This window comes from Sphingomonas sp. P4_D12 (assembly GCF_056401895.1).
Genome location: NZ_JBFUIL010000008.1, coordinates 1 through 16,051 on the forward strand (window position 1 = coordinate 1; position 16,051 = coordinate 16,051).

Here is a 16,051-nt window from a genome sequence, read left to right on the forward strand (position 1 = left end):
CTCCCCCACCCGGCCTCCCAATCAGGGTATTCTATGGGAGGCCGGGTGGGGGAGTGGGCCGGCACCGCTACCGTTTCAGCTTTGCTGAAACAAACTCTAGTGCTGGTTCATCAGAAGGCCCCGCAGGCGGCAGCGGCGGAATAGTCAGAGCCAGCGGCGAACCTCGGCCTTGTAGCGGCGGTAGTCGTCGCCGAACTTCGCCTCGAGATAACGCTCCTCGCGGGCGATCACCTGCGTCTGGATCGCGATCAGCACCAACGGGAGCAAGGCGAAGGCAATCGGCCCGTCGAAGCCGATCGCAAGGCCGGCATAGACAAGCGCCATGCCGAGATACATGGGATTGCGGGTCCACCGATAAGGACCGGTCGTTGCGATGAGGGTCGTTGGCTGCGCCGGCGGAATGTTGGTGCCCAGCCGCCGGAACAGCCCCGCCGCGGCAAGCATTATCGCCGCGCCGGCAACGAACAGCAGCGCGCCCGTCGCGAGCAGCAACCGCCAGTCGATGCCGAAAGAGCGCAGGACGACGAACCGCTCCGCCGCCAGCCCCAACAGCAGCGCTCCCAGATAGACGAAGGGCGGAGGGAAGCGCACACCCGCGCTGTCCGGTTCGACGGCCATGCTCATCCTCCAATCTCTGCTTTCAAACCAGCATCGACTGTTGGGCGAAGATGCCCGCCATCGCGCCTTGCCATGATGCCGTGGTGACCGAGGGCAAGACGGGGTTGGTGAGGTCGCCCGCGGCGTAGATGCCGGGCATGCTGGTTTCGCGGCGCTCGTCGACCTTGAGGACGATGCCGAGGGGCGTATCGACCGTGGCGAGGCCCAGTGATTCATGCAGGCTTGCCGACGGCTTGTTGCGCGGATGCGCGAACAGGATGTCGACCGCAACCTTGGATCCGGTATCGAGCATGACGATGGCATTATGGTCCCCGAGATGGGCGATTTCGGCGATCCGGCCATCGACGACAGGTATACCGCGGCGCGCCAGATCGGCCCGGACATCGGATGCAATTTCGTGACCATCGGCCAAGACCGTCAACGTGTCGGTCCAATCGTGAAACAGCCTGACCTGATTGTGCGACTGTGGGCCGGACCAGACGAGACCCCAATGCTGGCCGGCGACTTCGAAACCGTCGCAATAGGGGCAGGGCACGATGGACCTGCCCCAGCCTTTGGCAAAGCCCTGAACATCGGGCATCTGGTCGACGACGCCATAGCTCAGGATCAGGCGGCGCGCCCCAAGGCGTTCGCCATCGTCAGTGATGACAGAGAAATCGTCGATGGTGCCGAAAACGCTGTCGGCCCGGGCATTGACCAGCCTGACCGTGGGATAGCGCGCCAACTGCTGCCGCGCCTCGGCCAGGATTTCCAGCGGTGGCTTGTGATCGTGCCCGAGCAGGCCATGCGAGTGGCCGGCGAAGCGATTGCGCGGCAGGCCGGTATCGAGAACGGTGACCTTGCGGCGGGCACGGCCGAGCTGCAGGGCGGCGGCGAGGCCGGCAAAGCTGCCGCCGATGATGATGACGTCATCCATGGTGATGGGCTCCGAGTTGTGGCTGTGCTGGGCCTGGCTTGCACATTTTAGAAACTGTGTGGTATCGTAATGCAGGATTTGGATACTGTCAAGTACTGGAATTGTCGTGACCGAAAGCAACCAGGCCCGGCGCGGCCGGCCCGCCAACGAGGCGCTTGGCCAAACGATCGTCGATGCCGCGTACGAACTTTTTGTGGAATTGGGTTTTCAAGCGACGACCTTGGACAAGGTCGCCCAGCGGGCGAAGATATCCAAGCTCAGCATCTATCGGCACTTCGAGAACAAGGAGGCGCTGTTCAGCGCGGCCATGGCGGCTCGCTGCCAACAGTTCGTACCACAGGCCTTTTTCGAAGGCGTCGACGGTTCGGCCGAAGACCAGCTCATGGCGGCGGGATCGTCCCTGCTTCGCACATTGTTGCGCTCGGACGTCCGCAGCGTCGAAGCCATGGTCATGGCCGACAAGACGAATCAAAAGTCGCTCAGCAAGGTCCATTACGAAGCCGGCCCAGCCCATGTCATCGCCCAAATCGAGGGCCTGTTGCGTCAGTTACACGCGAAGGGGGCGCTGAATGTGCCCGATCCTCTCTGGTCCGCCCGCTTGTTTGCCGCGCTTTTCAAGGGATCCGATCTCCTGCTTATCGCACGCTTCGATGAGGAGAGAGCAGCGGACGACAACGAAATCGAATCCTACTGCCGGTCGGCCGTCGCCATGTTCATCGCCGCGCACGGTGGCGACGACCATGCGGGCGGATAGCCCAGACGGGGATGGGTTCGACTGCCTCGAGCGCTCCTGCAACCCGAGGCGCTGACACTCGACACTGGGCTATCTGGGCCCCGTGGAATATGAAGAGCGATGATGGAGGCAAGGCCGATGGGTGACAACCAGATACGGTTCGATGACGGTGCGCCTATGAGCGCATGATGGGCGCATGGAGTCGCTTGGTCGGTGAGGACTTCGTCGATTGGCTGGCGCCCGCCGCCGGGCTGCGCTGGATAGACGTTGGCTGCGGCAACGGTGCCTTTATCGAGTTGCTGGTCGAGCGTTGGAATTACGGTGACGGGTGCGACAATACCGAATTATCTTTTAGGGATTTATGCTCCCGTCACCGTAATTCCAAGAAAATTGGATAGCGCGAATTCGTTCGCCCGGGATCGACCCGCGATCATCGAGGATTCCGCTCCACCGAGAAGGCCTTCGTTGCCCGTTCGATCAGCCCCTTCTCAAGGGGCGCCCAGCTCGCGTTCGGCTTGCCGTCGGTCGTCAGTTCCGCGAGCGTCTTGCCGGTCGGCGCCAAGTCCTCGCTGTAGATGAGCATCAACTCGTCGCGTCCATGGCCGGTGCCCTTGGGGTCGTCGAGCAGCTGCACCATGCGCAGGCTCATGACTCCAGGCGACGCCGTGTAGCCGGCTCGGCTGAGGATTGCTCGGACATGCTCGGTGTCCGACCCGGGCCGGGACGGTGAGGAGGTCGAAGACGGCCCCCCGCGCAGCCAGGTCGTCGTGCCCCACTGCTGCGTCCGCCGGTCGCTCGTGTAATCGTGTGCGAGATCCGGCTTGCTCGGCAGATAATGTTCGAACTGGATCCAGTAGAGCCTCTTCAGGTGCTTCTTCGCGTCGGCCTCGGCGAACACATGCACTTCAGCATCGGCAACGCCGTCGAGGTCGAAACGGTCGCTGCCGACGTAGGTCGCGGTCTTCGGCACGCGGACAATGATGTGCTCGGCGGCGTTCGCTACGGAATGCGCCCGGACCAATGCCGACGGCGGCGGCACGGACTGGGCGGAAGCGACTTCGGCTGCGGCGAGCACCGCCGCGATGACCGTCGAGAGTATCGCCATTTCATCCCTCTTGAAGGCTACTGTTATACTGCAACAATACAGTACCACGCCGGGTTATCAAGATCTGCGATCTCGCAAAGCTGTCGATCCCAGTTGTTGCTCTCCACCTGGATATGAGCGATCCCTTACGGATGGAGGCCATGACGATGGGCGACAACCAGATACGGTTCGATGATGGCGCGGCCTATGAGCGCATGATGGGCGTGTGGAGTCGCCTGGTCGGCGAGGACTTCGTCGATTGGCTGGCGCCCGCCACCGGGCTGCGCTGGATAGACGTCGGTTGCGGCAACGGTGCCTTTACCGAGTTGCTGGTCGAGCGTTGCGCGCCGTCGGAGATTGTCGGTGTCGACCCTTCGGAAGGGCAGCTCGCTTTCGCACGCTCTCGCCATCAGGCCGGCATTGCCAAGTTCCTGCAGGGCGATGCGACCGCGCTGCCGGTGGACGACCATAGCTTCGATGCCGCGGTCATGGCGCTGGTCATCTTCTTCGTGCCTGATCCGGCGAAGGGCGTGGCCGAGATGGTGCGGGTCGTGAGACCCGGCGGCACGATTTCGGCGTATGTCTGGGATCTGCTCGAGCCCGGCGGATTTCCGATGGCCGCGCTCCAGGAAGAGATGCGCTCGTCAGGCATCCAGCCCTTGCTGCCGCCAAGCGCCGAGGTGTCGCGCATGGATGCGCTTCGTTCGCTATGGCTCGATGCCGGCCTGACCGATGTCGCGACGAGCGAGATCACGGTATCTCGCACTTTCGAGGATTTCGACGACTTCTGGGGCTCGGTCGAGATCGCCATCGGTATGACCCAGGCCACCCGCGACATGAGCGATAGTGACAAAGCGGGGCTGAAAGCCCGTATGCGCACTCGTGTGCGATCGGACAGCGCGGGCCGCATTACCTATTCGTCGCGGGCAAACGCCGTGACGGGCCGCGCGAAATAGCGCCTCCTCGGCCTAACTCGCCCGCACCGCCGTCATCGTCGGCCAGGCGCGGGCGCCGGAGTTGATGTTGACCGAACGGTCCATTGTCAGCCGGTCGCTGTCGACCTCGAATACGAACGTGTCGCGGAATGCCGATTCCAGGAAGTGGACGACCAGTTCGATCCTGTTGGTGGCGATCCAGCGAAGCGCGGCCGCGATCGGCAAGCCCTCCATGCGATAGCCGTGGTGAAGGTCGGCGCCGGGCAGATAGGCGGGGGCGATCGTCCAGCCATCGCGCCCGGCGGTCAGGCGATGCTCGCCTTCGCCGTCGCTCAGCGTGATGCGCGCTTCGTCTGGACCGAAGTCGAAGGCTAGCCCGGCCAGCCCCTTGTCGTTCGGCGCCATCGTCCAGCGCCCGGCGAAAGCCGTGGGATCGATCGGTGCGGTCGAGACGAAGGAGGGGCGCTCGCTCCATCCCTTTAGGCGTTCGGCCAACGCGGCATCGGAGGCGGCATCGGTGCCGTTCCTGAACGCGGCGGGAAAGTGCCGATCGAGATACGGCGTCACGACCTTGCTCTCGTCCATCGCGGCGTTGAAAGCGAGGACGGCGTTCGATCCCGGAAACACCCGGACCATCTGGACGAACACGCCGAGCATGGCGAAGTAACCGTCGCCGACTACCCAGTGATAGCCATATTGGTCGCCCGGTTCGCCGGCATGGATCCGGGTCGCCTCGGCCACCCAGCGTTCGGACAGGATGCGCTGGCCCTGCCACAGGCCGCGTTGCGCGTGCAGGATGCCAAGCTTCAGGCCGTCGGCGGTGGTGAAGCTGATCCCGTTGCCGCCGGGGTTGATCCCGTCGGGGCCGACATCCCAGCGGATATTGGTGATGCCCAGGGGATCGAACAGCCGCGGTTTCAGATAGTCGAACGTCGTCTGTCCGGTAACGCGCGTGACGATCGCCGACAGCATGTAGCTGGCCGCGCTCGAATAGACATAGGTCGTGCCCGGCTCGTGGTCGAACGGGATGCGGAAGAATTCGGCGATCCAGCTGGTGGCGATGCCGCGCCAGATCGATCCCGACACTTCGGTGCCCTGGCCCGAGCGCATCGTCAGCAAATCCTCGACCGTCATCCGCGCTGCCGGGCTGTCCGGATCGAGCGTCACTTCGGGGAACAGTGGCGCGACTTTCTGATCGAGCGTCAGCCGCCCGGCATCGACCAGCATGCCGATCGCACAGGCAGTGATGCTCTTGGTCATCGAATGCGTCATGCGCAGCCGGTCGCCGCTATACGGCCAATGCCAGCCCTCCGCGACCACCACACCGTCGCGCCACAGCATCAGATTGTGGAGCTCCAGCCCGGCCGCCTCGGCATCGTCGATGAACCCCAGGATTTCGCGCGAATCGACCCCCGCGCTCGACGGCGAGCCGCGGCGCAGGCCGTCCGGGGAAGGGGTTGCAACAGACGGAAGAGAAGAGGCCACGAAGGGGTCCCGGACAGGGGCTGAAGGGTCTCGAACGGTTACCGTCCGCCCGGTCCATCGTCAATGATTTTGTATTATTCTTGTCAATAGTTCAAAATTTGCCTATCGACCGCGAACGGGCTCGGGCGTCGTCTCGCGCCTGTTCCGACTCTCTGTCTTTTGGGTGCGGCGTGATCCGAAAACCAACCTATCTGAAATGGCACCGCTGGCTCGGCCTGACGGTCGGGCTGTTCCTGATGGTGCAGGGGCTGACCGGCGCGGTCATGGCGTTTCGCGATGCGCTCGAGCCGGTCGTGGTGCCGTCGCTGATCGTAGCGGAGCGTCCGGTGCGGTTGCCGGTCCAGGTTCTGCTCGACGCATTTCATCGCGCGCACCCCGATGCCGAGCTGACGCGCGTCGAATTTCCCGACGCCGCCAATCAGGCAGTGATCGTCAAATCGACCATCAAGAAGGCACGCTGGCTGACCGCGATCGATCCGTTCGACGGTCATGTCGTCCATGACGGCACCGCCACCGCCTGGCCGCTCGAATTCATCTTCAACATCCACGAGCAATTGCTGTCGGGGCCGATCGGGGAGACGCTGATCGGGATCGAGGGCGTCTCTCTGCTGTTCCTGACGATCCTGGGCTTTTCCTATTGGTGGCCCGGCCGAAAGCGACTGAAGCAGGGGTTCCGGGTCAAGCTCGACGGCAACAATGATCTGCGCTGGCGGACCTTGCACCGCGCGGTCGGCGGCGGGGTCGCGGTGATCCTGCTGATGTCGGCGACCACCGGTGTGCTGATGGTGTGGAAGGAACAGGTACGCGCGGGCATGAACCTGGTGGCGAAGACCGAAAGCCGCCCGTCGCCCAAGGTCGCCAAGAGCGACGGCGCGACGATGCTGCCGGTCGATCCGCTGATCGTGCGGGCCAAGGCGGCCTATGGCGACACGCCACTTCGCCAATTGCGCTTTTCGAGTGGCGGCCGCGTCGTCGCGGTGTTCCTGGGCAGCAATCATACGATCCGCGCCGACGGTACCAACCAAATCTATTTCAACCGCTATGACGGCCGCGAGCTCGCCCATTACATTGCGGGCAGGCAATCGGGCGGGGCCGAGTTCCTCGACTGGGTCTACACCGTGCACACCGGATTGTGGGGCGGAGCGGTGACCCAAGCGATCATGCTGCTCACCGGCCTCACTTTGTTCGGCATGGCGCTCAGCGGATTGTGGCTGTGGTTCACGCGCACGCGGCGCGAGCGGGCGCGCAAAGCCGCGCGCGCCCAAGATCAACGGGAGAAAGTTGCGATGAAGGTTGTCGGTCAATGACGCGATTGCTGGTGTTGCCGGGCGACGGGATCGGGCCCGAGATCACCGCCGCGACGATCGCGGTCGTGCGCGCGGCGACGAGCGGCGGCGTGACCTTCGACGAGATGGCGATCGGTGAGGCCAGCCTGGCGGCATCAGGCTCGACTCTGCCAGAGGCGGTGATGACGGCAGTGCCGCAAGCCGATGGCGTGATCCTGGGGCCGGTGTCGCATTACACCTATCCCGCCGGCCAGCCCAATCCGTCGGCGGCGTTGCGCACCGGGTTTCAGCTCTACGCCAATGTCCGGCCCTGCCGGTCGCGCGAAGGGCTCAGCATTCTCCGCCAACCGATGGATTTGGTCATCGTGCGCGAGAATACCGAGGGCTTCTACGCCGACCGCTCGATGTACGCCGGTCCGGGCGAATTCATGCCCGACGCCGACAGCGCCTTTTCGATCCGAAAGATCACCGGTGCGGCGTCGCGCCGGGTAGCGCGCGCGGCATGCGAGATCGCGACGGCGCGTTCGGGCAAGCTGACCGTGGTGCACAAGGCGAACGTGCTCAAGCTGACTGACGGCCTGTTCCTGCGCGAAGTTCGCGCGGTCGCTGCCGACTTCCCGACGGTGACGCTCGACGAGGTGATCGTCGATGCCGCCGCGGCGTTGCTGGTACGCGATCCGGCGCGGTTCGACGTGATTGTCACGACTAACATGTTCGGCGACATTCTGTCCGACGAAGCATCGGAACTGAGCGGCAGCCTCGGGCTGGGCGGATCGATCAATGCCGGCGACGATATCTGCGTCGCGCAGGCGCAGCACGGTTCGGCACCCGATATCGCCGGCAAGGGCATCGCCAACCCGACCTCGCTGATCCTGTCGGCGGCAATGCTGCTCGACTGGCTGGGACGACGGACATCGGATGCGGCGCTGACCGATGCCGCCACGCGGGTCGAGCGCGCGGTCGATCGCGTGCTCGACGATCCGCAGATGCGGACGCGCGATGTCGGCGGGCCGCTCGGCACCGAGGCCTTCGCACAAGCAGTGGTCGCCGCGCTATGAACCTGACGATCAATCCCGCGACCGGCGCGACGATCGCCGAATTTGGGCTCCATGACGACCGTGCGGTCGATGCCGCGCTTGACCGCGCCGTCGCAGCGCAGCGCGCATGGCGCTGGACGTCGCATGATGAGCGCCGCGCGCTGCTCAAACGCCTGGCGGAGGGCTTTCGGCGGGAGCGCGACGTGCTGGCCGCGTTAGTCACCGAGGAAATGGGCAAGCCGATCGCCGAGGCGCGCGCCGAGGTCGAGAAATGCGCGTTCAATTGCGATTTCTATGCCGATGCTGCCGCCGGGATGCTCGCCGATGCGCCGGTCGCTGGTGCGCCGGGCGCCTTCGTTGCCTATGAGCCGCTCGGCGTGGTGCTGGCGATCATGCCGTGGAATTATCCGATCTGGCAGGTCGTGCGCTTTCTCGCGCCAGCCTTCGCCGCCGGGAACGGCGCGATCCTCAAGCATGCCGCCAACGTCCCACAATGCGCGATGGCGATCGAGCGGATCGTCGCCGGGGCCGGCGCGCCCGAAGGGCTGTTCGCCAGCTTGCGCGTCGAGCCCGAGACGGTCGGCCGGTTGATCGCCGATCCGCGCATCGCCGCGGTGACGCTGACCGGCTCGACCCAGGTCGGGATGATCGTCGCGGGGCAGGCGGGCCATGCGCTCAAGAAGCAGGTGCTCGAACTCGGCGGGTCGGATCCGTTCGTGGTGCTGGCCGATGCCGATATCGAGAGTGCCGCGGCGATGGCGGTGACCGCGCGCTTCACCAATGCCGGGCAGAGCTGCGTCAACGCCAAGCGCTTCATCGTCGATGCGGCCGTGGCCGATGCGTTCGTCGAGGCGTTCGCGGCCAAGGCGAGCGCGCTGGTGCTGGGCGATCCGACTGCCGACGGCACCACGCTGGGACCACTGGCGCGCGCCAGTCTGCGCACGGCGATCGCCGATCAGGTCGAGCGCAGCGTCGCGGCCGGCGCGCGCGCGGTGATCGGCGGCGCGGCGGGAGAGGGGGCAGGGTTCTTCTATCAGCCGACTATCCTCGATCGCGTCGTGCCGGGCATGGCCGCATTCGACGAAGAGACGTTCGGCCCTGCCGCCGCGATCATCCGGGCGCGTGACACCGAGGAAGCGGTGGCGCTCGCCAACCGCACCGCGTTCGGGCTCGGCGCCTCGATCTGGACGCGCGATACGCAGCGCGGGCTCGATCTCGCGCGGCGGATCGATGCCGGCGCGGTGTTCGTCAACGCGATGGTCGCGTCCGACCCGCGCGTCCCGTTCGGCGGGATCAAGGCGTCCGGTTACGGCCGCGAACTCGGCGACCTGGGCTTACGCGAATTCACCAACGCCAAGACCATCCGGAGCGCCGCATGACCCCGATCGTCCTCACGCCCCAAGGCCTGCCGGTCAAGGATCGCGGCGGCGGCATCGTCACCACGCCGTTGGTCACCGCCGGCCGCGGATCGCGCGCGATGCTGACCGGGATCACCAGGATCGCGCCGGGTGCGGCGGTGCCGCTCCACACGCATAATTGCGAGGAATGCGTGGTGGTGCTGTCGGGAAATGGCGTCGCGCATATCGACGGGACCGACCATCCAGTGGCGCCTAACGACACGAGTTGGATCCCCGCGGAAATCCCGCATTGCTTTCGGAATATTTCGGACAGCGAGGAGATGGCAATCTTCTGGACCTATGCCTCGATCGACGCGACACGGACGATCGTCGCGACCGGGGTGACGACGCGGATCGACGAGGAGCGGTAACGGGGTTCGATTTATCCCTCTCCCGCTTGCGGGAGAGGGAGGGGCCCGCGAAGCGGTGGGAAGGTGAGGGTCTTCTTACTTCTTCTCGAATTCCAGCCGCTTGGAAGAAGAAAGAAGACCCTCACCCAACCCTCTCCCGCGAGCGGGAGAGGGCTTTCCCCCTCAAGCTGAACTCAACAACAAACTCGTCTCGCCATTCAGCACCCCATCGCTCAGCCGCACCTCGCGCAGCACGCAGTCGAAATCGCTCAAACTGTCGGCCGGACGACGATGCGGATTGATGAAGAGCGGTAGAGGCTGTCCGCCGGCCTTTTACCCCCTCTCCCGCTCGCGGGAGAGGGAGGGGCCCGCCGCGTAGCGGTGGGAGGGTGAGGGTCTTCTTACTTCTTCTCGAATTCCAGCCGCTTGGAAGAAGAAAGAAGACCCTCACCCACCCCTCTCCCGCAGGCGGGAGAGGGCTTTTCCCTCAAGCCGAACTCAACAGCAAGCTTGTCTCGCTGTTCAGCACGCCGTCGATCAGCCGCACTTCGCGCAGCACGCGGTCGAAATCGCCCAGGCTATCGGCGCGCAATTCGGCGATCAGGTCCCAGCCGCCATTGGTGGTGTGGAGCGTGTGGAGCTCGGGGATTTCCTTCAGATTGCGGATTACCGCGCTGGTGGCGCGGCCCGCCACTTCGATCATCATCACGGCGCGGATGCTCGATGTCTCGTCGCGCGCGCGGACGGTGAAGCCCAGGATCGTGCCGTTCTCGACCATCCGCGCGACGCGCTTCTCGGCCGTCGCGCGCGAGATGCCGATGCGCGTCGCGAGTTGCGCCATCGGCGCGCGGCCGTCTTTGCGCAATTCGGCGATCAGCCGCCGGTCGGTCGAGTCGAGCTCCTGCATGATCGATATGCTCCTTGCCGCTGAGCATTCTGCGCCATCGTTGTATTTTTATCCAGCGATAATGCAATTATGCGCAGCGGTTCGCCTGCCTAGCATCCTCGCTCGAAAGGATGAGGGTCATGCGCTTAGTCGAGGTAGGTCACGTCGTCGAACTGGTCCGGCGCAAAGGGCTGGGCAATCTGCTCCGCGAGCTCGCCGATTATATCGCCGCGGATTATGGCCGCTGGCCCGAATTCGACAAATCGCCGCGCTACGCCAGCCATTCGCCCGGCGGGGTGATCGAGCTGATGCCGATCGCCGACAAACAGGATTTCGGGTTCAAATATGTCAACGGCCATCCCGCCAACCAGGCGGCGGGGTTGCAGACGGTGACCGGCTTCGGCGTGCTGGCCGATGTCGCGACCGGCTATCCGCGGCTGATCGCCGAGATGACAATCATGACCGCGCTCCGCACCGCGGCGATGTCGGCGCTGGCCGCGACCTATCTCGCCCGGCCCGGGGCGCGGACGATGGCGATCATCGGGCTGGGCGCGCAGTCGGAATTCCAGGCGGAGGCGTTTCGCGCCTTGCTCGGTATCGACCGCTTGCGCATCTATGACGTCGATCCCGCCGCGACCGCCAAGTTTCGCGCCAACATGGCCGGCCGCGATTTCGCCATCACGGTGGCGCCGTCCGCGCAGGAAGCGGTCGAGGGTGCCGACATCGTCACCACGGTGACCGCGGACAAGAAGCGCGCGACGATCCTGTCGGACAACATGATCGGCTCGGGAATCCATATCAACGCGGTCGGCGGCGATTGCCCGGGCAAGACCGAATTGCAGGAGGCGATCCTCGACCGCGCCAGCGTGTTCGTCGAATATCTGCCCCAGACGCGGATCGAGGGCGAGATCCAGCAGAAGCCGGCCGACTTTCCGGCAACCGAATTGTGGCGCGTGATCGCCGGCGAAACGCCGGGCCGCGCGCATCGCGACGAGATCACCCTGTTCGATTCGGTCGGTTTCGCGATCGAGGATTTCTCGGCGCTGCGCTATCTCGACGACGTGGTGGGCGAGGCGGGCCTCTACAGCACGATAGACCTGCTCGCGCGGCCGAGCGATCCGCGCGACCTGTTCGGCGTGCTTGCCGCAGCCGGATCGACGATGGCGGGCGACACCGAAACCGTGCTTGCTCGCCAAGCGTGAGTATCGCCCGACGGCTGGCAGAAAGTTCCTTCCGCGACCGTCCCATTCACGGACAGTGGTTAACCAATCTTAACGATGGCCGAAATCGTAAACGGCGCGTTAACTGCTGCCTATGCCAGGGTATCTCGAAATCGCCCCGCGTGGGGCCAGCCATTCCTTCCGCCGCCGGCTCGGCCTTGGCGGGGAGACGTTGCGACGTAATGACGATGGCGACCTGAAGCTCTTCGTGATGAGCTTCACCGCCTTCTTCATCTGCATCTACACGCTCATTCTCTGACAGCCCGCGCTGGCGGGCCTCCGCTCAGTCGCAGGCCTTGTGCAGCTTCTGCGCGAGCCAGGCCGATATCGGGCACATTGCGGCGACGACGAACAGCATATTGGTCGGGGTCACCCCGGCATGCGACAGCGCGGTGACCATCGCCGCGCCGATCGCCATCGATCCCGAATTGACCACATTGTTGGCGGCGACCGTGCGCGACGTCTCGTCCTTGGTTACCGTGGTGGTCAGGAAGGCGTAGAGCGGCACGACGAACATCCCGCCAAAGATAGCGATCCCCATCAAGGCGCCGATCACCAGCAGCGCGCGCGGCATCGCGATGAATTCGAGCCAGCCGTAATAATGGCCGACCGCGGGCGGCCACGTCTTGCACAGGAGCGAGAACAAAACGACGAACGCGCCCATGATCAGCACCGAGGCGGGGCCGTATTTGGCCGAGGTATGGCCCTTGAGCAGCGAGTTGATCGCGACCGATCCGATCGCGATGCCGATCGAGAATAAAGCGGTCAGTAAGGTCGCGACATGCTTGTCGGCGGTCAGCACGTTCTTGGCCAGCGGCGTGAAGATGATGATCAGCACCGCGCCCATCGTCCAGAAGAAGCTGATCGCGCAGATCGCCAGGAACAGGCGGGGGATGTGCATCGTCCCGCTGATCAGCCGCCACGAGGCGGTGAAGGGGTTGTAGTTGATCTTGAGCTCGGGCCCGACGCGGGGAGCCGGGGGGACCTTCCGTCCGGCGAACCAGCCGATCGCCGCGACGACCAGCGTGCCGATGACGGCATGTTCAACCTTCATGAAGCCGGCGAGCACGGTACCGAGCAGGATCGCCAGATAGGTCGCCGATTCGACCAGCCCGGTGCCGCCCAGCACTTCATCCTCTTCGAGATGCTGCGGCAGGATCGCGTATTTGATCGGGCCGAAAAAGGTCGAATGGATGCCGAGCGCCAGCACCGCGGTCAGCATGAACGCCATGCCGATGGCGGTGTGGCCCGCTTTGGCGAGCAATAGCCCGCCGCCGCCGACCACCATGATGACGATTTCCGCAGTCTTGACGATGCGGATGATCTTGCTCTTGTCGTTGGCATCGGCGAGCTGGCCGGCAAGCGCGGACAGCAGAAAGAAGGGTACGATGCTGATCGCGGTGGCAAGCGCGGTGAAGCTCTGTTCGTACTGTGGGTTGTTGTAAATCTGATAAACCACGACGATGACCATCGCCTGTTTGAACAGATTATCGTTGAAGGCACCGAGGAACTGCGTGACGAACAGCGGCAGGAATCGGCGCTCCTTCAACAAGCCGAGCGCACTATGCATTACGAGTTTGGGGCCCCGTCGTGGCGAAAGAAGCCGGTCCCTTAGCGGAGGGGCATAGGCCGCGACAATCGTTCAATTGGTAAATGTGGTTTGGCGTCCTGAAATCGCCGCTAGCGCTCGATTGCGCCCGGCCCCAACACACCCTTCGCTTCCGCCGTCATGCCGGCCCTGTGCCGGCATCCACCGTGCCGCGCATCCAGCGGCCGTTGGTCAGGTACCACGGTGGATGCCGGGACGAGCCCGGCATGACGAAGGTGGACGCGGAATCACCTCGATAATGAGCGGCGTATTCCCGGCGTCGAGGGGATGCGAAATGCGACAAACGAGCCAGTTCACCACGCAAGCTCGATAGGCGATTGCCTCCACCGCTCGATCCGGGGCGTTGCCGGTTCCCGCCGGGCGTCCTAGGGATAACGATCATGTGGACGCTCCCCAACATCCTTACCCTGTCGCGCATCCTCGGCGTGCCTTTGCTCGTCGCCTTTCTGTGGTGGCCGGGCTGGGAGCTCGGCTATGCGTTCGCCTTCGTCCTCTACGCGCTGATCGCCTTGACCGATTATCTCGACGGTTATCTCGCCCGCGCCCAGGGGACGGTGTCGAAGCTCGGCGTCTTCCTCGATCCGATCGCCGACAAGATCATGGTGGCGGCCGTCATCCTGATGCTGGTCGCGACGCGCGACATCGGCGGCTGGCATGTGATCGCGGCGATCATCATTCTGGCGCGCGAGATCATGGTGTCGGGATTGCGCGAGTTCCTCGGCGGCCTGCAAGTCTCGGTCCCGGTGTCGCAGCTCGCTAAATGGAAGACGACGCTCCAGCTCGTCGCGCTCGGCGCGATGATCCTGGCAGGGGCGCTCCCTGGCTGGCCGATCGTCCATAGCATCGGCCTGGTCGCTTTGTGGGGTGCCGCCGCGCTCACCCTGGTCACCGGGTGGGATTATCTGCGCGCCGGCCTGAAGCACATGGACTGATGGCGGCGATCGACCTGCTCTATTTCGCCTGGGTGCGCGAAAGCATCGGGACCGGCCACGAACGCGCGACGCCCCCAGCCGAGATAGCCGACGTCGCCGGGCTGATCGACTGGCTCGCGGCGCGCGGCGGCGGCTATGCCGAAGCGCTCGGCGACAAGACCAAGCTCAGGGCGGCGGTCGATCAGCTGTTCGTGCCGCTCGACGCGTCGATCGTCGGCGCGCGCGAAATCGCCCTGTTTCCGCCGGTGACCGGCGGATGATCCGGGTTCTCGTCACCGATGCGGCGATCGACGTCGCCGCCGAACTGGACTCACTCGAACGCGCCGGAGGCGGCGCGGTGGCGACGTTCACCGGACTGGTGCGCGACGATAACGGGGTGGAGGAACTGTTCCTCGAACATTATCCCGACGCCACCGATAAGGCGCTGCGCGACCTGGCGGCGGAAGCAGTCCAACGCTGGTCGCTGGCGGCGGCGACGGTCATCCATCGCGTCGGCGCGATGAAACCGGGCGAACGCATCGTCTTTGTCGGCACCGCGGCGGCCCATCGCGCCGGGGCGTTGGAGGCGTGCGCCTTTTTGATTGACCGGCTCAAGACCGACGCGCCGTTCTGGAAGCGGGAGACGCGTGGCCAGGACGCGCGCTGGGTCGGCGAGCGCGACAGCGATCTTCACGCCGCCGACCGCTGGAAACAGTGACCGCGGCTATTGAAGATATGTTCGGGCCATTCCCTCCTCGTCATGCCGGCCCTGTGCCGGCATCCACTGTGCCGCACATCCATCAGCGATGCCGGCACAAGGCCGGCATGACGGTGGAAGCCAATCGTGGCAGCCTCACCGCCATACCGGTCCTTATGCGATAGCCCCTCCTGGCGGGAGGGGATTGGAAGGCTGATTTCTGCCGAGATCAGTTCAGCTTGGGCAGCAGCACGCCGTTGACGACGTGGACGATGCCGTTCGACTGGTGGACGTCGGGCGTCTCCAGATAGCTGACATTGCCGTTGACGCTGGTCAGCGTGACGACGTTATTGCCGGTGATCGTCACCTTGAGCGGCTGGCCGGCGACGGTGGTCAAGGTAGCGGTGCCGTTGCCGGCGGTGATCTGCGCCTTCAATTGGGTGAAATCGATCGTGCCGGGTACGACGTGGTAGGTCAGCACCTTGGCCAGCAGCGCCTTGTTCTCGGGCTTCATCAGTTGCGCGAGCGTGTCGGGCGGCAGCCGGGTGAAGGCGTCGTCGGTCGGTGCGAACACGGTGTACGGCCCGGGACCCGACAAGGTGGCGGTCAGGTCCGCGGCGGTGATCGCCTTGACCAATGTCGAGAGGTTGGGCGCGGCGGAGGCGTTGGCGATGATGGTCTTGCTGGCGTCCATCGCCGCGCCACCAACCGAAGGATTAGGAGCGGCTGCAGCTGCGGGAGCAGGCGCTGTGGTCTGAGGTGCTGGGCCGGCCGGCGGAGCGGCAGGCGTGGTCTGGGCGAAGGCGGGAAGGGCAAGGACCGGCGCGAGAGCAAGCGCCGGGATACGTAACAGCTTCATTCTATGAGCATCCTTTCATGGGTGCACC

The 16,051-nt window shown here is 64.7% G+C and carries 18 protein-coding genes; 11 read left to right on the forward strand and 7 right to left on the reverse strand.

What is annotated here, in order from left to right; translation table 11 throughout:
• Positions 1-144: 144 nt before the first annotated feature.
• Positions 145-618 (reverse strand): methyltransferase family protein, encoded by a 474-nt coding sequence (locus tag AC1DSD_RS16235; RefSeq protein ID WP_478031553.1) that lies wholly within the window; start codon positions 616-618, stop codon positions 145-147.
• Between the two features lie 22 nt (positions 619-640).
• Positions 641-1,534, reverse strand: coding sequence for an NAD(P)/FAD-dependent oxidoreductase (locus AC1DSD_RS16240; protein WP_478031555.1), 894 nt, complete (start codon positions 1,532-1,534; stop codon positions 641-643).
• 106 nt (positions 1,535-1,640) lie between these two features.
• On the opposite strand from AC1DSD_RS16240, the gene AC1DSD_RS16245 reads away from it, so the two are divergent.
• Positions 1,641-2,288: a TetR/AcrR family transcriptional regulator gene (locus tag AC1DSD_RS16245; RefSeq protein WP_478031557.1), complete on the forward strand. Its 648-nt coding sequence runs from the start codon at positions 1,641-1,643 to the stop codon at positions 2,286-2,288.
• 409 nt (positions 2,289-2,697) lie between these two features.
• On the opposite strand, the gene AC1DSD_RS16250 is transcribed toward AC1DSD_RS16245, so the two are convergent.
• Positions 2,698-3,372, reverse strand: a complete 675-nt coding sequence (locus tag AC1DSD_RS16250) for a hypothetical protein (protein ID WP_478031558.1) — start codon at positions 3,370-3,372, stop codon at positions 2,698-2,700.
• Between the two features lie 140 nt (positions 3,373-3,512).
• On the opposite strand from AC1DSD_RS16250, the gene AC1DSD_RS16255 reads away from it, so the two are divergent.
• Positions 3,513-4,307 carry a class I SAM-dependent methyltransferase gene (locus tag AC1DSD_RS16255; protein ID WP_478031559.1) on the forward strand — a complete coding sequence of 265 codons (795 nt, stop codon included), beginning with the start codon at positions 3,513-3,515 and terminating at the stop codon, positions 4,305-4,307.
• Positions 4,308-4,319: 12 nt separating this feature from the next.
• On the opposite strand, the gene AC1DSD_RS16260 is transcribed toward AC1DSD_RS16255, so the two are convergent.
• Entirely contained in the window at positions 4,320-5,771 is a 1,452-nt protein-coding gene (locus AC1DSD_RS16260; protein ID WP_478031561.1) for a serine hydrolase domain-containing protein, read from the reverse strand.
• A gap of 170 nt (positions 5,772-5,941) precedes the next feature.
• On the opposite strand from AC1DSD_RS16260, the gene AC1DSD_RS16265 reads away from it, so the two are divergent.
• The 4 genes from AC1DSD_RS16265 to AC1DSD_RS16280 are packed head-to-tail and all read left to right on the forward strand — an operon-like array spanning position 5,942 to position 9,862.
• Positions 5,942-7,078, forward strand: a complete 1,137-nt coding sequence (locus AC1DSD_RS16265; protein WP_478031562.1) for a PepSY-associated TM helix domain-containing protein — start codon at positions 5,942-5,944, stop codon at positions 7,076-7,078.
• Positions 7,075-8,115 carry an isocitrate/isopropylmalate dehydrogenase family protein gene (locus AC1DSD_RS16270; RefSeq protein ID WP_478031563.1) on the forward strand — a complete coding sequence of 347 codons (1,041 nt, stop codon included), beginning with the start codon at positions 7,075-7,077 and terminating at the stop codon, positions 8,113-8,115. Before AC1DSD_RS16265 ends, AC1DSD_RS16270 begins: the two co-directional genes overlap by 4 nt.
• A complete protein-coding gene (locus tag AC1DSD_RS16275) occupies positions 8,112-9,473 on the forward strand; it encodes an NAD-dependent succinate-semialdehyde dehydrogenase (protein ID WP_478031564.1) in 1,362 nt (453 codons plus the stop codon). The genes AC1DSD_RS16270 and AC1DSD_RS16275 overlap by 4 nt, the downstream gene beginning before the upstream one ends.
• A complete protein-coding gene (locus tag AC1DSD_RS16280) occupies positions 9,470-9,862 on the forward strand; it encodes a cupin domain-containing protein (protein ID WP_478031565.1) in 393 nt (130 codons plus the stop codon). Before AC1DSD_RS16275 ends, AC1DSD_RS16280 begins: the two co-directional genes overlap by 4 nt.
• 466 nt (positions 9,863-10,328) lie before the next feature.
• On the opposite strand, the gene AC1DSD_RS16285 is transcribed toward AC1DSD_RS16280, so the two are convergent.
• Positions 10,329-10,748 carry an Lrp/AsnC family transcriptional regulator gene (locus tag AC1DSD_RS16285; RefSeq protein ID WP_084250018.1) on the reverse strand — a complete coding sequence of 140 codons (420 nt, stop codon included), beginning with the start codon at positions 10,746-10,748 and terminating at the stop codon, positions 10,329-10,331.
• A gap of 119 nt (positions 10,749-10,867) precedes the next feature.
• On the opposite strand from AC1DSD_RS16285, the gene AC1DSD_RS16290 reads away from it, so the two are divergent.
• Both AC1DSD_RS16290 and AC1DSD_RS16295 read left to right on the forward strand, forming a co-directional pair.
• The gene (locus tag AC1DSD_RS16290) at positions 10,868-11,929 is read left to right on the forward strand and encodes an ornithine cyclodeaminase (protein WP_478031567.1); all 1,062 of its coding nucleotides are present in this window, start codon (positions 10,868-10,870) and stop codon (positions 11,927-11,929) included.
• 112 nt (positions 11,930-12,041) lie between these two features.
• Complete coding sequence (locus AC1DSD_RS16295) at positions 12,042-12,206, forward strand: hypothetical protein (RefSeq protein ID WP_478031569.1); 165 nt, start codon at positions 12,042-12,044, stop codon at positions 12,204-12,206.
• Between the two features lie 24 nt (positions 12,207-12,230).
• Here the strand turns inward: AC1DSD_RS16295 and AC1DSD_RS16300 are convergent, their stop codons facing one another.
• Positions 12,231-13,517 carry an MFS transporter gene (locus tag AC1DSD_RS16300; protein WP_478031570.1) on the reverse strand — a complete coding sequence of 429 codons (1,287 nt, stop codon included), beginning with the start codon at positions 13,515-13,517 and terminating at the stop codon, positions 12,231-12,233.
• A 419-nt stretch (positions 13,518-13,936) separates the two neighbouring features.
• Between AC1DSD_RS16300 and pgsA the strand changes: the two genes are divergently transcribed.
• From pgsA to AC1DSD_RS16315, 3 genes are read left to right on the forward strand one after another with little or no spacing between them, the layout of a single operon-like run.
• Positions 13,937-14,488, forward strand: a complete 552-nt coding sequence (gene pgsA / locus AC1DSD_RS16305) for a CDP-diacylglycerol--glycerol-3-phosphate 3-phosphatidyltransferase (protein WP_478031571.1) — start codon at positions 13,937-13,939, stop codon at positions 14,486-14,488.
• Positions 14,488-14,748, forward strand: coding sequence for a molybdopterin converting factor subunit 1 (gene moaD, locus AC1DSD_RS16310; RefSeq protein WP_478031573.1), 261 nt, complete (start codon positions 14,488-14,490; stop codon positions 14,746-14,748). Before pgsA ends, moaD begins: the two co-directional genes overlap by 1 nt.
• Positions 14,745-15,185 carry a molybdenum cofactor biosynthesis protein MoaE gene (locus AC1DSD_RS16315; RefSeq protein WP_478031575.1) on the forward strand — a complete coding sequence of 147 codons (441 nt, stop codon included), beginning with the start codon at positions 14,745-14,747 and terminating at the stop codon, positions 15,183-15,185. Before moaD ends, AC1DSD_RS16315 begins: the two co-directional genes overlap by 4 nt.
• Positions 15,186-15,393: 208 nt before the next feature.
• Here AC1DSD_RS16315 and AC1DSD_RS16320 read toward each other — a convergent pair whose 3' ends face one another.
• The gene (locus AC1DSD_RS16320) at positions 15,394-16,023 is read right to left on the reverse strand and encodes a fasciclin domain-containing protein (RefSeq protein WP_478031577.1); all 630 of its coding nucleotides are present in this window, start codon (positions 16,021-16,023) and stop codon (positions 15,394-15,396) included.
• Positions 16,024-16,051: the final 28 nt, after the last annotated feature.